The sequence below is a fragment of the Streptomyces iranensis genome, from assembly GCF_017874715.1.
Lineage (GTDB): Bacteria > Actinomycetota > Actinomycetes > Streptomycetales > Streptomycetaceae > Streptomyces > Streptomyces iranensis.
Genome location: NZ_JAGGLR010000026.1, coordinates 147,675 through 163,679, shown reverse-complemented (window position 1 = coordinate 163,679; position 16,005 = coordinate 147,675). Strand labels below are relative to the sequence as shown.

At 66.4% G+C, this 16,005-nt stretch carries 17 protein-coding genes; 9 read left to right on the top strand and 8 right to left on the bottom strand.

Annotated features, from left to right (window positions below; translation table 11 throughout):
- Nucleotides 1-163: 163 nt before the first annotated feature.
- Complete coding sequence (locus J2Z30_RS38645) at nt 164-2,491, bottom strand: MMPL family transporter (protein ID WP_044572889.1); 2,328 nt, start codon at nt 2,489-2,491, stop codon at nt 164-166.
- A gap of 716 nt (nt 2,492-3,207) precedes the next feature.
- Entirely contained in the window at nt 3,208-3,786 is a 579-nt protein-coding gene (locus J2Z30_RS38640; RefSeq protein ID WP_044572887.1) for a hypothetical protein, read from the bottom strand.
- A gap of 325 nt (nt 3,787-4,111) precedes the next feature.
- Here J2Z30_RS38640 and J2Z30_RS51155 point away from each other — a divergent pair, with 325 nt between their 5' ends.
- Both J2Z30_RS51155 and J2Z30_RS38635 read left to right on the top strand, forming a co-directional pair.
- Complete coding sequence (locus tag J2Z30_RS51155) at nt 4,112-4,243, top strand: hypothetical protein (protein ID WP_281062803.1); 132 nt, start codon at nt 4,112-4,114, stop codon at nt 4,241-4,243.
- A 76-nt stretch (nt 4,244-4,319) separates the two neighbouring features.
- Nucleotides 4,320-5,771 carry an amidase gene (locus J2Z30_RS38635; protein ID WP_044572884.1) on the top strand — a complete coding sequence of 484 codons (1,452 nt, stop codon included), beginning with the start codon at nt 4,320-4,322 and terminating at the stop codon, nt 5,769-5,771.
- Nucleotides 5,772-5,941: 170 nt separating this feature from the next.
- On the opposite strand, the gene J2Z30_RS50230 is transcribed toward J2Z30_RS38635, so the two are convergent.
- Nucleotides 5,942-6,097, bottom strand: coding sequence for a hypothetical protein (locus J2Z30_RS50230; RefSeq protein WP_505011431.1), 156 nt, complete (start codon nt 6,095-6,097; stop codon nt 5,942-5,944).
- 606 nt (nt 6,098-6,703) lie between these two features.
- Between J2Z30_RS50230 and J2Z30_RS38630 the strand changes: the two genes are divergently transcribed.
- On the top strand, nt 6,704-7,150 hold the full coding sequence (locus J2Z30_RS38630; protein ID WP_052701463.1) for a hypothetical protein: 447 nt from the start codon (nt 6,704-6,706) through the stop codon (nt 7,148-7,150).
- Here J2Z30_RS38630 and J2Z30_RS51915 read toward each other — a convergent pair.
- The 4 genes from J2Z30_RS51915 to J2Z30_RS38610 all read right to left on the bottom strand — a co-directional run bounded on the left by J2Z30_RS51915 (nt 7,140) and on the right by J2Z30_RS38610 (nt 10,713).
- On the bottom strand, nt 7,140-7,559 hold the full coding sequence (locus tag J2Z30_RS51915) for an HIT family protein (protein ID WP_372453379.1): 420 nt from the start codon (nt 7,557-7,559) through the stop codon (nt 7,140-7,142). The two genes, J2Z30_RS38630 and J2Z30_RS51915, sit on opposite strands and share 11 nt — an antisense overlap.
- Before the next feature lie 2 nt (nt 7,560-7,561).
- Nucleotides 7,562-8,002 (bottom strand): TIR domain-containing protein, encoded by a 441-nt coding sequence (locus J2Z30_RS38620; protein WP_044572883.1) that lies wholly within the window; start codon nt 8,000-8,002, stop codon nt 7,562-7,564.
- A gap of 279 nt (nt 8,003-8,281) precedes the next feature.
- On the bottom strand, nt 8,282-9,166 hold the full coding sequence (ribD, locus tag J2Z30_RS38615) for a bifunctional diaminohydroxyphosphoribosylaminopyrimidine deaminase/5-amino-6-(5-phosphoribosylamino)uracil reductase RibD (RefSeq protein ID WP_052701462.1): 885 nt from the start codon (nt 9,164-9,166) through the stop codon (nt 8,282-8,284).
- A complete protein-coding gene (locus tag J2Z30_RS38610; RefSeq protein ID WP_209469016.1) occupies nt 9,166-10,713 on the bottom strand; it encodes an NsdA family TPR-like regulatory protein in 1,548 nt (515 codons plus the stop codon). Before J2Z30_RS38610 ends, ribD begins: the two co-directional genes overlap by 1 nt.
- A gap of 135 nt (nt 10,714-10,848) precedes the next feature.
- On the opposite strand from J2Z30_RS38610, the gene J2Z30_RS38605 reads away from it, so the two are divergent.
- The 5 genes from J2Z30_RS38605 (at nt 10,849) to J2Z30_RS38590 (ending at nt 13,751) form a co-directional block, all read left to right on the top strand.
- On the top strand, nt 10,849-11,310 hold the full coding sequence (locus J2Z30_RS38605) for an ATP-binding protein (protein ID WP_063791103.1): 462 nt from the start codon (nt 10,849-10,851) through the stop codon (nt 11,308-11,310).
- Complete coding sequence (locus tag J2Z30_RS52170; protein WP_063790941.1) at nt 11,307-11,591, top strand: DUF7848 domain-containing protein; 285 nt, start codon at nt 11,307-11,309, stop codon at nt 11,589-11,591. Before J2Z30_RS38605 ends, J2Z30_RS52170 begins: the two co-directional genes overlap by 4 nt.
- A 195-nt stretch (nt 11,592-11,786) precedes the next feature.
- A complete protein-coding gene (locus tag J2Z30_RS38600; RefSeq protein ID WP_044572875.1) occupies nt 11,787-12,185 on the top strand; it encodes a hypothetical protein in 399 nt (132 codons plus the stop codon).
- A gap of 310 nt (nt 12,186-12,495) precedes the next feature.
- Nucleotides 12,496-12,969, top strand: a complete 474-nt coding sequence (locus J2Z30_RS38595; protein ID WP_044581704.1) for a hypothetical protein — start codon at nt 12,496-12,498, stop codon at nt 12,967-12,969.
- 122 nt (nt 12,970-13,091) lie between these two features.
- Complete coding sequence (locus J2Z30_RS38590; RefSeq protein ID WP_044581703.1) at nt 13,092-13,751, top strand: HAD family hydrolase; 660 nt, start codon at nt 13,092-13,094, stop codon at nt 13,749-13,751.
- Here J2Z30_RS38590 and J2Z30_RS38585 read toward each other — a convergent pair.
- Entirely contained in the window at nt 13,732-15,015 is a 1,284-nt protein-coding gene (locus J2Z30_RS38585) for a helix-turn-helix domain-containing protein (RefSeq protein ID WP_044572873.1), read from the bottom strand. The genes J2Z30_RS38590 and J2Z30_RS38585 overlap by 20 nt on opposite strands.
- Nucleotides 15,016-15,219: 204 nt before the next feature.
- Between J2Z30_RS38585 and J2Z30_RS38580 the strand changes: the two genes are divergently transcribed.
- Nucleotides 15,220-15,591 carry a DUF6415 family natural product biosynthesis protein gene (locus J2Z30_RS38580; RefSeq protein WP_044572870.1) on the top strand — a complete coding sequence of 124 codons (372 nt, stop codon included), beginning with the start codon at nt 15,220-15,222 and terminating at the stop codon, nt 15,589-15,591.
- The last annotated feature ends 414 nt before the right edge of the window (nt 15,592-16,005 follow it).

Sequence of the window (16,005 nt, the reverse complement as noted above, 5' to 3'; positions counted from 1 at the left end):
TCGGCGCTCTGTGGGCCACCATGACGGATTCGGCACTCCGTGAGACACCGTGACCGTTTCGGTGCTCCGTGGGCCACCGTGACCGTTCCCGCGCGGACCGCCGCCGGGGCCGCCCGTGTCGTTCGCCACGGGCGGCCCCGGTGGGGGCGGGGCGGGCGGTCGATCAGGTGCGGGCCACTTCCAGGCCGGTCGTCCCGGCCGGTTCCGATCCCGATCCCGATCCCGATCCCGATCCCGATCCCGACCCCGAATTCGGTCCCGACCCCGAATCCGATCCCGATCCCAAATCCGATCCGGATCCCGCCCCGCGGCCGAGCGCCTCGCCCTCCACATCGACCCTGGGCAGCAGCCGGTCCAGCCACTTCGGCAGCCACCAGGCCTTGTCGCCGAGCAGGGCGAGCACGGCGGGCACGATCGCCATCCGTACGACGAAGGCGTCGAACAGGACGGCGGAGGCGAGCCCGAACCCGATCATCTTGACCATGGAGTCGCTCTCGCCGACGAACCCGGCGAACACCGCGATCATGATCAGCGCGGCGGCCACCACCACGCGCGCGCTGTGCCGGAACCCGGATGTGATCGCCTGGCCGGGCCCCTCGCCGTGGACGTACGCCTCCCGCATCCGCGAGACGAGGAACACCTCGTAGTCCATGGCCAGGCCGAAGATGATGCCCACCAGGAAGATCGGCATCAGGCTCATGATCGGGCCGGTCTGCTCCACGCCCAGGAGTCCGGCGCCGTGGCCTTGTTGGAAGACGAGGACGACCACGCCGAGGGAGGCCAGCACCGACAGCAGGAAGCCGAGGGCCGCCTTCAGCGGGACGAACAGGGACCGGAAGACCACCAGCAGGAGCACGATCGCGAGGCCCACCACGACCACCAGGTAGGGGACCAGCGCGGCCTGCACCTTGTCGGAGACGTCGATGTTCAGCGCGGTGGTACCGGTGACCTCGAAGGTCGCCCCGGTCTCGGACTCGACCCCGGGCCGCTCACCCCGGATGGTCGTGACCAGGTCCTTGGTCCTTTCGTCGGTCGGCGCCGTGGACGGCACGACCTGGAAGACGGCCGTGTCACCGGCTTCGTTGAAGCGGGCCGGGGAGACGGAGACGACACCCTCGGTGCCGCCGATCTCCTTCGCGACCGCGTCGGCGGCGTCCTTCGGGTCGGTGTCCCCCTTCGCGTCCACGGCCTTCGCGTCCACTGCCTTCGCGTCCACGACGACGGTCAGCGGCCCGTTGAAGCCCGGCCCGAAGCCCTCGGCGAGCGCGTCGTAGGCCCGCCGCTCGGTGGTGGAGGTCGACTTGGCCTCGTCACCGGGCATGCCGAGCTGCAGATCCGTCATCGGCATCGCGAGGGCCCCGAGGCCCACCACGCCGAGCAGCAGCACGGGCAGCGGACGCCGCAGCACGAACCGTGCCCAGCGGCTGCCCCCGTTGTCCCGGGTGCCCTCCTCCTCGATCCGTCCGCTCCTGCGGGCCCGCCGCCGGAGCACGGCGTTCGGCCAGAGGCCGAGGAACGCCGGGACCAGCGTCAGCGCGACCAGTACGGCGACGACGACCGCGCCCGCCGCGGCCAGGCCCATCCTGGTGAGCATCGGGATGCCGACCACCGCGAGTCCGGCCAGCGCGATCACGACGGTGAGCCCGGCGAACACGACCGCGGAACCGGCCGTGCCGACCGCCAGACCGGCCGCCTCCTGCGGCACCCGGCCCTTGGCCCGCTCCTCGCGGTAGCGGGAGACGACGAACAGGGCGTAGTCGATGCCGACCGCGAGACCCAGCATCATCGCCAGGGTGCCGGTCGTCGTGGACAGGCCCAGCGCCTCGGACAGGGTCAGGATGGTGGCCATGCTCACGCCGACGCCGATGATGGCGGTCAGCAGCGGCAGCCCGGCGGCGGCCAGCGAACCGAAGGTGATCAGCAGCACGACGGCGGCTATCGCGACACCGATCACCTCGGCCGCACCGCCGGGCCCGCCGCCGTCGTCCATCGCGCTTCCACCGGCCTCGACGGTCAGCCCGGACTCCTGGGCCGTGTGAATGGCCCGTTCCAGCCGGCTCTTGCTGGCGTCGGTGAGGTCGTTGGCGGCGACCTTGTAGGTGACCGTCGCGTACGCCGTCGTGCCGTCCTTGCTGACGGCCTTCGCCTGGAACGGATCGACGGCGCTCGCGACCTGAGCCCCGTCGCCCAGGTTGGCCACGGCCTTCTCGACGGCCTGCCTGTTCTCGGTGGCGGTGACCTTCTCACCGCCCGGCGCGACGAAGACGACCCGGGCGGTCGCGCCGTCGGCGGAGGCTCCGGGGAAGCGCTGTTCCATCAGGTCGAACGCCTTCTGGGACTCGATGCCCGGCATCGAGAACTCCTCGTCGGAAGCCCCCGAGGCCTTGAGGGCGCCCAGCCCGACGGCGGCCAGGACGGCCGCCCAGACCAGGGCGACGTACCAGCGTCGCCGGAAGGCCAGACGGCCCACTTGGTAAAGGAATGTAGCCACGACAGGAGGTCTCCACATCTGGTGCCGACTGTCCGCATCTGGTGCCGACTGTCCGCCCAGGCTCTCCGGGAGCGGGCCGCCCTGTCGTCGTGCGCCTGCCGACATTTCGCGCTACTGAGAACGCAGTACCTACCGGCCGATCGGATCCACCGCTGGTACGACACACCCGCCCGGGTCCTCGCCGAATTCTGTTTCTCGCGGCCCTTCCAGGGGAATGATCTTTAACAGTGCGGGACTATTTCCGTGAGATGGGGGGCCTCTCATGAGCGGTACGTCACGGTCAGATCAGAACGGCACGGAGGCAGGGGACACCGCGCCTGAGCCGGAGCGTCCGAAGGTAAAACAGATCGCGCTCATACCGGCCTCGCAGGCGCCGTTGCCCGAGCGCGGCCGCGGGGGTTTCGGGGATGAGCAACGCGACCACTCCCACTCGCTGCAGGCCAAGATCGACAGGGGGGAGGAAATCCCCACTCCCGGAAGCAGGGCGGGCAGCGAAGAGCGCGATATCCATGAGGAGGAGTGGCGGGCACACGATCGCAGCGGCCCCTACGGACAAAGGCGTCGCCGCAGGAATTGACGCGGCCCGGCCGCGCCGCCAAGAACCGATACAGCATTTCCGGCGTGCGTGATCGCGCAGGCACGCGCGCCCGGCGGGCGGAGGCCTGCCGGGCGCGCGGAGTGCGGACTGCGGAGTGCGGAGTGCGGAGTTCCGTGGCTTACGGGTGGTACTTCTCCTCGACCGTCTCGGCAGCGCCGGACTTGGGGTTCATGGTGACGCGGACGGTCACGCTGTTGGTCTTCGCGGCCTTCTCCAACTGCTCCACGGTGCACTTGGAGGTGCCGTAGCCGTCGTCGCCGACGGACACGGTGCCGCCGTCGTCGGAGCAGATCGAGGCCGCGCCGAGGATCCGCGTGGCGTTGGAGACCAGGAACGCCTGCTCCATGCCGCCGCTCTCGGGCTTGATGGTCATCTTGCCGGGCGCGAGGTACTTCAGCGTGCCGACGTACATGCGGTGGTTCCCCGCGTTGGCGCCGCCGCCGTTGCCGCCGCCGTTGCCGCCGCCGTTGCCGTTGCCGCCGCCACCGTTGCCGCCGCCCTGGCCCTGCGAACCCGAGCCGTCCGAGGAGGAGCCGCTGGTGGGCTGGGCCGAGGCCGAGGAGCCGGAGGAGTCGGCCCCGGAGTCGTCCGGCCCGCAGGCCGTGGCTCCCAGACTCAGTGCCGCGGCCGCGACAAGGGCGGCGGCGATACGGCGGCCGGCGCGGCCGCGGAAGCGGTTGGTGGTGGTGGTGTTCATCGTGACCTCGCGTTGCTGTGTTCTGTCGTCTCGCTCCCGGACGACAATCAGCTTCGAAGATCGCGTTGGCGTTCTACTAAGATCGCGTTGGCGTTCTGCTAACGGACAACTAATACTGTTCAGCCGCCGCTCCTCCAGTGACCCCGAGGTCAGGACCCCACTGGGGTCTCATGCCGTGGCGTACCCGCGACAGGCGGGTGATCAGGGCCGCGTCACGGCCGACGGTGCAGCGGATACGAGGCCTTCCGGCGGTCACGGCCTTCGCGATCACCCACGCCGCGTCGTCGGCGGGCCTGCCAGGTTTTCACCGACCGGCGCCCCGGCCGTGATCCACGCGGCGGAACGCACCCAGGACGAGTTCCTCGCCATCGTCGGTGACCTGGTCGGCGAACAGCCCGCCGGCTGGCCGGGGGCGGCCGACGGTCGGGCGAATCGCCTGTGGCGCAGCGGAACATGATGAGCATTGAGGCATCCACCCCATTGTGCGAAGCGGCATTTTATGGCCTGTTCCAGAGGCCGATACGGTCGGATTCATGGAGTGGAATTTTCTGACGGCAGAAAAACTCACGGCTGCTTTGCGCGCCGGTGAAGTGACCTCGGCGGAACTGACCGACGAGGCGATCGCCCGTATCGAGCGGGACGACAAGGCGATCAACGCGATCTGTGTGCCGGACTTCGACCGTGCACGGTCCGCCGCGCGCGATGCCGACCAGGCGCGCGCCCGCGGTGAGGACCGGCCGCTGCTCGGCATTCCGGTGACGGTCAAGGAGTCCTACGACATCGCCGGACTGCCCACGACCTGGGGCATGCCGCCGCACCGGAACTACCTGCCGGCCGAGGACGCGGTACAGGTATCGCGCCTCAAGGCCGCGGGCGCCGTGGTGCTCGGTAAGACCAACGTGCCCATGGGGCTGCAAGATATACAGAGCTTCAACGAGATCTACGGCACCACTAATAACCCCTGGGATCACGGTCGTACGTCGGGCGGTTCCTCCGGCGGATCGGCGGCGGCCCTGGCGTCCGGATTCGGCGCGCTGTCCATCGGCTCCGATATCGCCGGTTCATTGCGCACCCCCGCACATTTCTGCGGTGTCTACGCACACAAGCCGACACTCGGACTGGCGGCGAGCCGCGGCATGGTCCCGCCGACCGCACCGGCCCTGCCGGCCGAACCCGACCTCGCCGTCGTCGGCCCGATGGCACGCACCGCCCGCGACCTCACACTCCTGCTCGACATCATGGCCGGACCGGACCCGCTGACGCTCGGTGTGGCGCACGAGGTGACACTGCCGCCCGCGCGCCACGAACGACTCCGCGACTTCCGAGTCCTGGTCCTCGACGACCATCCGCTCATTCCGACCAGCTCCGCTGTGCGGGCGGGCGTGCACCGGGTGGCCGACGCACTCACCGACGGCGGCGCCCGCATCGAACGCCACAGCCCGCTCCTGCCGGACCTGAGCGAAGCCGCGATCCTCTACACACAGTTGCTGTTCTCGGGCTTCAGCGGACGTTTCCCCCTCGAAGCGTACGAGCAGCTGCGGGCCCACGCCGCCGGACTGGACGCGGACGACCACAGTCTCGATGCGGCGCTGCTGCGCGGCATGGCGTTCAGCCACCGCGACTGGATCCAGGCGGACAGCCGTCGCGAGCTCCACCGCCACGGCTGGCGCCGGCTCTTCGCCGAGTTCGACGCCGTGGTGTGCCCCATCACGCCCACTCCCGCGTTCCCCCACGACCACAACCCCGACCTGAGGGCACGCCGGATCGACATCGACGGCACCGACTACCCGTACCTCGACCAGCTCGTCTGGGCCGGCCTGGCCACCATGCCCGGCCTACCCGCCACCGCCATACCAACGGGCGGGTCCCCCGAGGGCCTGCCGGTGGGAGTACAGCTCATCGGCCCGATGCACGAGGACCGCACCCCACTACGGCTGGCCGAACTCCTCGAGCAGAAGATAGGCGGCTTCCAGGCCCCGAGGTAGGGCGTAAGCAGGCCCTACGACCTGAGTGACCATCGAGAGCAAGGCGCAAGTCACGACGAGAGCCCCTTCCGATAACCGGAAGGGGCCTCTCCGAGCTGGTGCGCACTCGGCAGGCACTGACGTGCCAGTTGGACACGTCAATCCCTAGGAAGAGACCCGGTCCTTCCGGATCAGACTCCGGTGTAGCGGTAGACAGCTCCGACGGAGTTGACGTGCCACACGGTCCCATCAGCGGCAACACCGTTGTCAACCGCACTACCCGGGATGCCGATCCACGGGCTGGCGTCGTAGCCCGTGTAACGGTAGATCTGCCCCAGGGAGTTCACCCCCCACGCCAAGCAGAGCGAACGCGAGAAGGAACAGCCTCCTGGCACTGTTCCATCCCACCGCACCAGCAGAGTGATCACGCCGAGAGCTGATGTCACCGCATACACAAGAGGCCCCTTCCGATGATCGGAAGGGGCCTCTGAGCTGATGCGCGCTCGGCAGGATTCGAACCTGCAACCTCTTGATCCGTAGGTTCGGGCAGGGGGCTGGTGGGGCGCCGGGTGACCTCTCCGGCAGGGAGTCACGGCAAGCGGCTGACCGGTCGTGTGTGCCCTCGTTGATGTCAGCGTTGATGTCAACTGTCGCCGCCAGTGGCCCGAACTGCATGCAGCGCTTGCCGTTCAGAGATTGGCGTACGAACCAGTCCGAGCGATCCAATCTTCTCTGCCTCTTCAAGGCCTGCGCACGGCGTGGGCACACGCCGCCTCTGCGGCGCGGCCTGCTTCCTTACTTCCCTGGCTGGCCGCGCCCAGCGCGCGCCGCGTGCAGCGGGCTGAGCAGAAAACCCTCTCTGACTAGGGCCGATCGGCGTCCTTGTGCATCAAGCATTTCGTGAGCTATTTATTTAGGTCCGTAGCGTTGTCAGCACAGACCCAGGGGACTACGTGTCATCAGGAAGCTCGGGCGACCCTTCAATCACCCACGAAGAAATAAAGCATCTTGAGTTCATTCAGGCAATCGTTGCCCGGCTCGGTAACGGGTCATTCCTTATCAAAGGCTGGACAATGACGGTTGCGGGTGCATTCTTCGGAGTCTCGGCGACCAGTCCTAGCTGGAAGATTGCTGCGGCTGGGATGATTCCTATCGTGGGATTTTGGCTACTGGACAGCTACTTCCTGAGGCAAGAGCGGTTGTTCCGCAAGCTTTATGACGACGTTCGAAGGCCTACGGTCGCTGTCGAGTTTTTTTCAATGAATGTGCAGCCGTACCATGCCGCCGTGCCCTGGGGTCGGGTTATTAGCTCGCACACCATGGTCAACTTCTATGGAGCGATAGCGCTGGTCGACATCGCCTTTATTGTGGGTGGGATCGTTAGGTCCGCTAGCGGTTGAACTGGCGTCTCACTCTTTCGGCAATTTCTGCCTTAGCCTTTTCTGCCCAGGGCTCGCTCGGGGGCCATATGTCGCCGAAGCGATCACCAGTCCATCGGGGCACCAGATGGACGTGCACGTGGTAAACCGACTGCGAAGCAGCCTTGCCAGATGAATTGATCACGTTCATCCCATCTGGGTGTAGGGCTGCGCGTAGACCTCGACCTACTGTGGCTACTGCTCGCATCAAGCTAGACAGGGTCGGATCAGGCACCTCAAAGAGGTCGCCATAGTGGGTCTTCGGGATTACGAGAGTATGACCCACAACTGCAGGCCGGAGCGGGAAGAAAGCCATGTTGCCTTCGTCTTCCCAGACGATCGTTGCTGGCGCTCTCCCCGCTCCGATAGTGCAGAAATCACATTCCTGCACAGTCACCTCTGATCATAAGCCGCCTCTACCCACTTGCTCAGATTGTTGTACCCGTCATCGTTGACCCAGTCGTAGGTCGCATACTGCGGATCGAGCGGATTGGTGCCCTTGGTGTCTTTGTTGCCATACTGATCGCGGATGTTATGAATGTAGATCCCGAACAGGCCGTTTCCTCGCGCAATGCTCTGGGAAATCTCGTACTTCACCCAGCGTCTCTTGTGGGTCTCGGCCCCGATGAGTACGGCGGTGACTGTGGTTCCATACAGAGCGTCGTCGATTAGTTTGCGCAGTGCATCGTCACCTTTGAGCTTCGACTCCTCCCACAGGGAGGCATCGATGAACTCCGGAGCGATGTCCGTCTTGAGAGCGGCACTCTTCCGTACTACCGCCGAGCGCCAAACGTCGCGCTCGTAGTGGAAGCTGAAGAAAGTACGACGGGCCATGGCTCCCCCTTTCAATGCCGACGATCTGAACCAGTCGACTCCGGCTCGATCGCCTTACCTGGACCTTGGCGTAGCGTACTCCGACATCCGCGACCAACGGGGGCAAAACCAGAAACCTCTGAAACTTCGGCTTGGGGCTGACCGCCGCGCCAAGAAGTGATCACGACGACGGCCGAACGGCCACCTGGGTCGTCTCCGGGCCGTGCGGGTGGCCGACGATGACAAAGGGCACCCATGGGTAACTGACCTCGCACCGCTCTGGCCTGGGGCAACGGCTGTCTACTGATCTTGGGTGACCCGCTCTGCGGTTAGGCGCACATGAGAGCCAGAAGGCTTCACGTCAGTCAGCCAAAACCCGCCCGGGACGACCGATTCCGCTCCTGGATCCGTCAGACTGAACGACGGCTGAGTGCCGGGCACATCTATGATCAGACGGTCCACAGCGTCCGCCAACAATCGCGCTACTTTGTTTGAGCTACCTCCCATCAGCACTGTTCGCGCCCCCGCCTCCGCCAAAGCGATCAAAGCCTTCGCGGGCTCGCCGCCGAGTGGGCGAACCGGGACCCGGAAGGCATCTTCACCGTGACCGCCTGGCACGCCTTCCTCAATCCCCCCGTCTCGCCGTATCACCAGATCGTGCGTGCGGCGGAGCTCGGTCACGACCTGGTCGCCGTGGTCTTCATCGGCACCGGCGGTGTACGCCCAGGTGATGTGCGGCCTTCCCGTACGCAGTGAGTGCAGCCAGGGGCCGAGAACGAGCAGCGCTTCTTGCTCCAGGACGCCCCGCTCTACCTCGATGCCGGCCTGTTCCAGCATCACCGCGCCGCCCTCCCCGCGTGAGGTGGGGTCCATGACGGCCATCAGGACGCGGGACACCTTGGCGTCGATCAGGGCCTGTCGGCAGGGCGGGGTCCGGCCGTGGTGGTTGCAGGGCTCCAGGGTCACGACGGCCGTGCCGCCCTCGGCCCGCTCTCCCGCTGCGGTGAGCGCGTTCACCTCGGCGTGGTGGTCGCCCTTGCGGAGGTGGTAGCCCTCGCCGACCGGTACGCCGTCGCGGTCGAGGATCACGCACCCGACGGGCGGGTTGGGACTCGTGGTCCCGAGGCCCTGGGCAGAGATGGCGATTGCTCGCCGCAAGGCCGTCAGTTCGTTCGGCGTGGCCATCAGAACCCCGCATTCTCCTTGACTGCGTCGAGTAGCTCCCGCACAGCGGGAACATTACTCGCCGCCGCGAGAGCGTTGACCGCCGTGACGGCCTCTTGCAGAGTGCGGCCGGAACCGGAGCCGCGGGCCATGTCGAGAACGGCTGCGGCCTCGGCGGCGGCTTGCTCGTACTCCTGGATTCCGACGTAGGCCATGGCGAGTCGCGCCTGGGCGAATCCCCGGTCGCGCTGGTAGACGTCCGGGAGTTCGGCCAGCGCGGTTTGGAAGGTGGAGACTGCCCGATCGGGCCGGGAGAGGTTGAGCCAGCAATTCGCGCGCTGGATTTCGATGTAGCTGGACGTGCAGAAATCCCCGTGGCCGGATCGGGCGTCACCGGAGGATTCGGCAATGGCGGCGAACTCGTGGGCCTCGTCCAGCTTCCGATGACAGGCGATCTCATCCCCATCGAGCGCAAGGCCCTGCGCCTCCTGCTGGATGGCGGCCGCCTTCATCGGATGGGTGAGTGCTCGTTCGTGGCGCTGGACGGCCTGCGCGAGGCCGATTGCCTGGCCTGCGTTCTTCTTCCCGGCCGCGAGCTGGCTGCGACGGAACAGGGTCCACGAGAGCATGGCTTCGTCTCCGGCCTCCATGGCCCATTCCATGGCACGGCTCGTCCACGTCTCCGCGCCGGACACGTCCATGGAGTCTTCGTGGAGCCATGCGGCCGACTCGGCGTACTGGGCCGAAAGCTTCAGCAGCTCCTGCCGGTGCTCGCCCCTGCTGTCCTCCAGAAGACCTTGCAACATGTCGAGCTGCTGATGGACTCCCGCGAGGGCTTGACGCGGGCCAAAGAGGTTATCGGCCCTAACCAGGGTGTGCCACATGTCGCGGAAGTGCTCGATCGCTGCTTCACCTCGTCCGGCGGGGAGTCGGTGTGGTCTGGTGGGCTTGGGACTCACGGTCTCAGCGGAAGCGTTGACGGCACGGAGGGGTCCGCTTCCTTGCAGGGCGACACCAATTGCGTGCCCCAGAAGGGCTCGGCGATTTATCGGCACGATCTGCTCCCTTCCATCGACGTACACCGAAACCAGAACGATTTCGGGTAGCGCATCCGCGTCGGCCGAATTCGAGGGGTCCACGTGCACAATCGGCAGACCAGGAATCGCCCCCGCTGTGGGTAAGGACGGGGATTCGTTCGAGCCGTCTGGGCTACTGCGAGCGTAAGCCTGGTTCTGGGCAGTGGCGGCCGGTGACGGGGTACCCTCCCACGGCCGCTCGGGGAGGTCGAGCATGTGGCCAGGAATGCCCAGACCATCAGCGATGCGTTCCATGACGGCGACGCTGCGAATGCCCCGATCGCCTCGGATGACGTCGCCGACGCGCGCGCTGGTCATCTTGGTGACGGCGGCGGCGATTGCCGCGTAGCTCGCTGGGGCTCGTCTGTTGACGAGACGGAAGATCTCCCCGAAGTCCCGTCGCCTGCACGCCCGTTTCATGTCCTCGCTCAGGAGCAAGCGGTCCGGGATGGTGAGGGGGTATCCGCTGCGCCTGGCTTCACGTTCACTCATCGGCCGCTCACGAGGTGTAGGGACGTGCGTCAAGTCCAACGTAGAGCGCGCCGTGTTCTGGGGTACCCCATTTCACCGCACGGGGTACCCCGTTGGCTGTCCCGATGATGGCGTCTCACCTGCACGCTTATGGCCATGAAGCCAGAGCTGACAGGCCCGGATGGACGCGTGGTGGTGAGGCGCTGGACCCGCCACCCCCGTTGTGTCGCCCTGGCCCGAGCCGACTTGCGAAAGGCTCTGGCTGGTTGGGGGCTGGTCGCGGTCGAAGAGGTCGCGCTGTTGGTGCTGTCCGAATTGATAACGAACGCCGTGCGGCATGCGCGGGTGCCGGGGCGCCAGATCGAGACGCGCTATCTGCACCAGGGCGACAAGGTGCGGATCGAGGTTCACGACGCGGCCGACCAGTTGCCCAAGCTGAGGGCTCCGACCCCCGAATCAGTACGCGGCCGAGGGCTGGTCCTGGTGGAAACGCTCGCCGATCAGTGGGGCGTCACCCCACGGCCAGCGGTGGGCAAGGCGGTATGGGCGGTCCTCGCACTTCCTGCCGACGAACGGGCCTCACTGGCCGATGGAGAGCGTAGAGAGGGGCAGTCGTGACGACCGCCGGAGACTCCGTGATACGGCAGGGCGATTGGACCCTGAGCGCAGACGTCACCGGGAGTCCGCCGATCTTGGAGGCCGAATGCACGACGTGTGACAACTCATCCGGGGCGACTGAAGAGGCCAAGCAGCCGGAGGTGTGGTGCCTGCGTCACGCGAGCCAGACAGGCCACACGGGATTCCGGATGATCATCACGAGCTTCTTCCGCGCGTCCACGGCGAACGTGGGCTCTTCCGCGACGGCTGCGCGAGGCCGAACGGCGACGCCTGACGCGTAGCCCCTCAAGGCTGGGCGGGGGTCGCAGTCGTGGAGGGACCGGCGGCTCCCGCCCTCAACAACTTCGGACCTGAAGCCGGACCACCCCCAAAGTAGTCGGCAGTGGTGATCGCCAGGCCCCCTTCTGTGCACCTTCTGGTCCTCCTTGAGTATGGGTACTCAGGCATGCGAGGGCTGTGCTGTGCATGGTGAAGCCATGTTGAGCAACAGGTTGGGCCGCTGGGCAAAGGGCATCGTCGTCTCGGCGGCCGCGGCCCATGCGACGTACTGGGTCTGGGAATCCGCCGAGCGGTGGGGGTCGGAGGCGCAACAGGCCAATCCGGACGGGGGTATCGGCGCAGGGTTCATCGAAGGGGCGCTGGCCACACTCGCCTGGTTGACACTGGTGCCCCTGCTGCTGTGGACAGGGATGCGATTGCTGCGGGAGCGAGACAACCAGCTGCTGGTGGGCATGGGATCAGCGACCTGGATCATTCTCGGGACCCAGATGACCGAGGGCGGCGTCAGCAGGATCGAAACGGAGCTGTTCCTTCTCGCGTTCGCTCTGCTTGGCGGCTTCCTGGCACTGTTCCATCCCACCGCACCAGCAGAGTGATCACGCCGAGAGCTGATGTCACCGCATACGCAAGAGGCCCCTTCCGATGATCGGAAGGGGCCTCTGAGCTGCTGCGCGCTCGGCAGGATTCGAACCTGCAACCTCTTGATCCGTAGGTTCGGGCAGGGGCCTGGTGTGGACCTCGGCACCGGTCCGGCCTGGGGACCGTGGTGAGCCGTTGACGGGCGTCGTGCGCCGTCGTTGCCGTCAGCGTTGCCGTCACCATCCGCTGTCAGATCCGCCAGCCATCGGCGTAGCTCCTACGCTGTCTCCGGGACACGTGATCAGCCGGAGCCCTAGCATCTTCGCCATGGAGATCGGCGAGGCAAGAGGGCTTGTGGACGAAGCGCCATACGTAGCGCCATACGTACGGTTCCAGAGCACGGTCCGAAATGAGCGCGGATACTTCACCGGAGTGTTCGGACTGATCAATGGGCTGGCGCGGGACGGGAAGCTGACCGATGAGCGGGAGCGCTTCAGGCGGGCCAACAATGGCTGGTACAACATGGCCTATCCTGACCCCTCCTCCGTCGATCCGAAGGTCTACGACCGCGAGCTTCACCCCGGGGCAGCGGCCTGGTTCAAGTCCACGTCGCAGGACCTGATCAAGCGAGTGGACGGCTACTTGGAGATCCTTGCTGCTCACGAGATCGGGTGCCACATGATGCGATCGTCAGATCCAGGGAGGATCGTCTACGAGGACGAGTACCAAATCGTCGTCGTTCCGCATGAGGCGGGACCGGGCCAACCGAGTCCGGCGGCCATACGCGGCGGGAATGAGTAGCGAGCGTGCGGCTCGTAGACCCCGGCCCGCCGATTTTGCGTTGCCATCACCAAAGCTGCCGCATGATCGCCGCCGGGGTGCGCTGCAACATCGCGCGCTCCGATTGTCCTACCCTGCTCATCATGATCCGAGCTGTGGTTTTCGATGTCGGTGAGTGCCTGGTCGACGAGACGCGAGAGTACGGCACGTGGGCGGACTGGTTGGGAGTGCCCCGGCACACGTTCGCGGCGATGTTCGGCGCCGTGATCGCTCAGGGCCGGGACTACCGCGAGACGTTTCAAGTCCTCCGCCCCGGGTTCGATCTGTACGAGGAGCGGGAGAAGCGGGCTCAGGCGGGCCAGCCCGAGCACTTCGATGACAGCGATCTGTACGCGGATGTCCGTCCGACGCTGGCGGCGCTGCGGGACGCTGGTCTGTGGGTGGGCATCGCGGGCAACCAGACGGTACGGGCCGGGGGCATACTGCGTTCGCTCGACCTCCCGGCCGACTTCATCGCCACGTCCGATGACTGGGGCGTGTCCAAGCCCGATCCGGCGTTCTTCTCTCATGTGGCGGACGCGGCTCCCTGCCCGGCCGAGGAGATCCTTTACGTGGGTGATCGGCTGGACAACGACATCCGCCCGGCGGACAAGGTGGGCATGAAGACGGCGCTGATCCGGCGCGGGCCGTGGGCCACGATCCAGTGGGATGACCCGGAAGCCGTCGCGGTGCCCACCTTCCGTGTGCACAGCCTCGCCGAGTTGCCGGGGCTGGTCGCCAGTCTCAGCGCTGAAGAGCGCTGACGGTCGTTCCCCAGCCGTACATCCGGTCGTCCAGACTGCGCACGTACGGTTCGTCACGCCATGCGTGCAGCCGCTTACGGACGTCGCGTATCCGGTCCATGCCGACGGCGTACCAGGTCACGCTGAGCTGATCGAGCGCTTCGTTGGCCCATCGGCAGGCTTTTTCTGGCCTACCGGCTGCGGCCTCCACCGCGGCCAGGTCGCCGAGGATGATGGTCCGCTGCTTGCCGTCGTCGGCGGGTAGGTTGTCGAGGACTCCCATCAGCGTGGCCCGAGCCTGGGCCGTGTGTCCGGCTATCAGTTGGGTGTTGCCTTTGAACGCGGCGAGTCGGACGGGGCTGAACCAGTCCATCCACACCGGGCATGGCTCGTCCGTATCGCCCTCGGCCAGTACTCCTTCGGCGTGGGAGATCAGGCGCAGCGCCGTGCGGGTGTCGTTGCACCGCGTCATGCATTCGGCCTCGACGGCGTCAAGCCAAGCCAGCATCATCGCGGGGGCGTTGCCCCTGCGGGCGTACGCACGGGCGGCAGACATGCGCTCTTCGGCGTCTTCCCTATGGCCCTCCCAGCCTGGGATGAACGCTGTGTGAGCCAGGATCGCCGCCCCTAGCAGCGCGTCATCGGCTTCCCCGGCGGCCTGGAGGCCGCGCACAAACGCGTTGTTCGCGGCGTTGGGCTGCTGGAGGTCGAAGAAGTCGATACGTCCGGCAAGAAGGTAGGACTCAGCGAGTGCGGCAGCGAGGGCGGTACGGCAGCGGCCGGTTGTCTCACCGATGAGCGCTGTGCCCAGACGGGTGTGCTCCACCACGGTGGCGTGGAGTTGGGAGGGCTGCACGGACCAGTACATGCGTCGATGAGCAGCGGTGATCGCGGCGAAGTCGCTGCCTACCGTGGCTGGTTGCGTGGCATTGCTTGCGCTGGGAAATGGTCCGGGGACGGGGCCGATCGCGGGTGCTCCCGATGCTGCGACGGGCCGCCGACTGGAGCCATCCCGCGTCGAACTCGTCTCGCTCCACGGCGCGGTGAAGCCCAGTTCCTCGATGGACTGTCCCAGTAGATGCGTCAATACCCGCTGAACGTCAGGCTGCGGCCATGGCGGATTCGCTGACTCCCAGCGGCGGACTTGGCGCACGCTGATCTGCAACGACCGTATGCCGAGCTGAGGAGCGGTGTTGCGGACCGCCTCCGCCAACGCTTCCTGAGACGCGTATCCCGCCGCCTGCCGGGCGGCCTTGAGCCGAACGTTTCCCACGGGCCTGGGCACTGGACTTCCTCACAGTCTCGACGGGCTGGTCAGCTCAGCCCACGGTAGCTTTTGAGGGCCGGTTTGGGGACCCTCGCCTCCCTGACTCTGCCAGTAAGGCCCATGAAAGTCCTCTTTGAGTCCTCTAAGCGGCCTTCATTGGGACGTCCTGTGACCCCACCATGTCTAAGGCCGAACAGACAGCAAGCATGCGGGGTGAAGGCCATGAGCGCGGCGGTCCAACGCGCGGATGAGCAGCAAGACGAAGTTGACGTCGAGGAGATCAAGAAGGCGATCGTCAGCGCCTTAGTGACGCGGACGGTACTGCCGCCGTACGAAGAACTGTGCGACCTGCACAAGGCATTGCTGGGGCACATCCAGACGATGATGCCGCTGGCAGAGAAGCGGATCGACCGTCTGGACCGGGGCACTGTGGCCTGGTACTCGAAGCGCAGCAGGTTGAACACCATCCCGCATGAGGTGGCTCAAGGGCTCGGCCACGGCCTGCAATCAGCTGACTGGCACGTTCGGAGTCTGGGCTACACGTGTCAGTTCCTGCTCAACAACTCCGGTCTTGACCAGGAGCACGACCGGTGACCTAGAGACCGGGCGGGAGCTGCTGCCCATGGGAAGGACCCGCAGCTCCCGCCCTCCTACCTCCTGGGCGTGGTGACTGCGCGGCGGACATCGCCCCGTTCGCCTTGCGGATGTCACCCACCACGTCCAGGAGCGGCGGATCTGCACCATCCGCCGTCAGCGGTCCGGCTCCCCATGCCCGCGCCCAACAGACGATCCGCGAGGCCGGGAGTCGGACCGCACAGCACAACAACCGCATACGCAAAACCGGGCTACCCCTCAAAACCCTGGCAGGCCAAGGGGTAGCCCGGTGGGAAGTCCATGATCAGGACCCCGGTGCCGATGGTACCGGGGTGGTTGTCGTACTCGCTTCGACACCGCCCGTTCCCAGATGAGTTCAAGGAAAGGGAGGGTGACGAGTGCGAGGGAGTTGCG

Bases quoted from the DNA above. Each gene is read 5' to 3' on its own strand.
- J2Z30_RS38635 (WP_044572884.1), top strand. From the start codon at position 4,320: ATGGAGTGGAATTTTCTGACGGCAGAAAAACTCACGGCTGCTTTGCGC.
- J2Z30_RS38610 (WP_209469016.1), bottom strand. From the start codon at position 10,713: ATGAGTGAACGTGAAGCCAGGCGCAGCGGATACCCCCTCACCATCCCG.
- J2Z30_RS38620 (WP_044572883.1), bottom strand. From the start codon at position 8,002: ATGGCCCGTCGTACTTTCTTCAGCTTCCACTACGAGCGCGACGTTTGG.
- J2Z30_RS38595 (WP_044581704.1), top strand. From the start codon at position 12,496: ATGGAGATCGGCGAGGCAAGAGGGCTTGTGGACGAAGCGCCATACGTA.
- J2Z30_RS38640 (WP_044572887.1), bottom strand. From the start codon at position 3,786: ATGAACACCACCACCACCAACCGCTTCCGCGGCCGCGCCGGCCGCCGT.
- J2Z30_RS38605 (WP_063791103.1), top strand. From the start codon at position 10,849: ATGAAGCCAGAGCTGACAGGCCCGGATGGACGCGTGGTGGTGAGGCGC.
- J2Z30_RS38600 (WP_044572875.1), top strand. From the start codon at position 11,787: ATGTTGAGCAACAGGTTGGGCCGCTGGGCAAAGGGCATCGTCGTCTCG.
- J2Z30_RS38590 (WP_044581703.1), top strand. From the start codon at position 13,092: ATGATCCGAGCTGTGGTTTTCGATGTCGGTGAGTGCCTGGTCGACGAG.
- J2Z30_RS38580 (WP_044572870.1), top strand. From the start codon at position 15,220: ATGAGCGCGGCGGTCCAACGCGCGGATGAGCAGCAAGACGAAGTTGAC.
- ribD (WP_052701462.1), bottom strand. From the start codon at position 9,166: ATGGCCACGCCGAACGAACTGACGGCCTTGCGGCGAGCAATCGCCATC.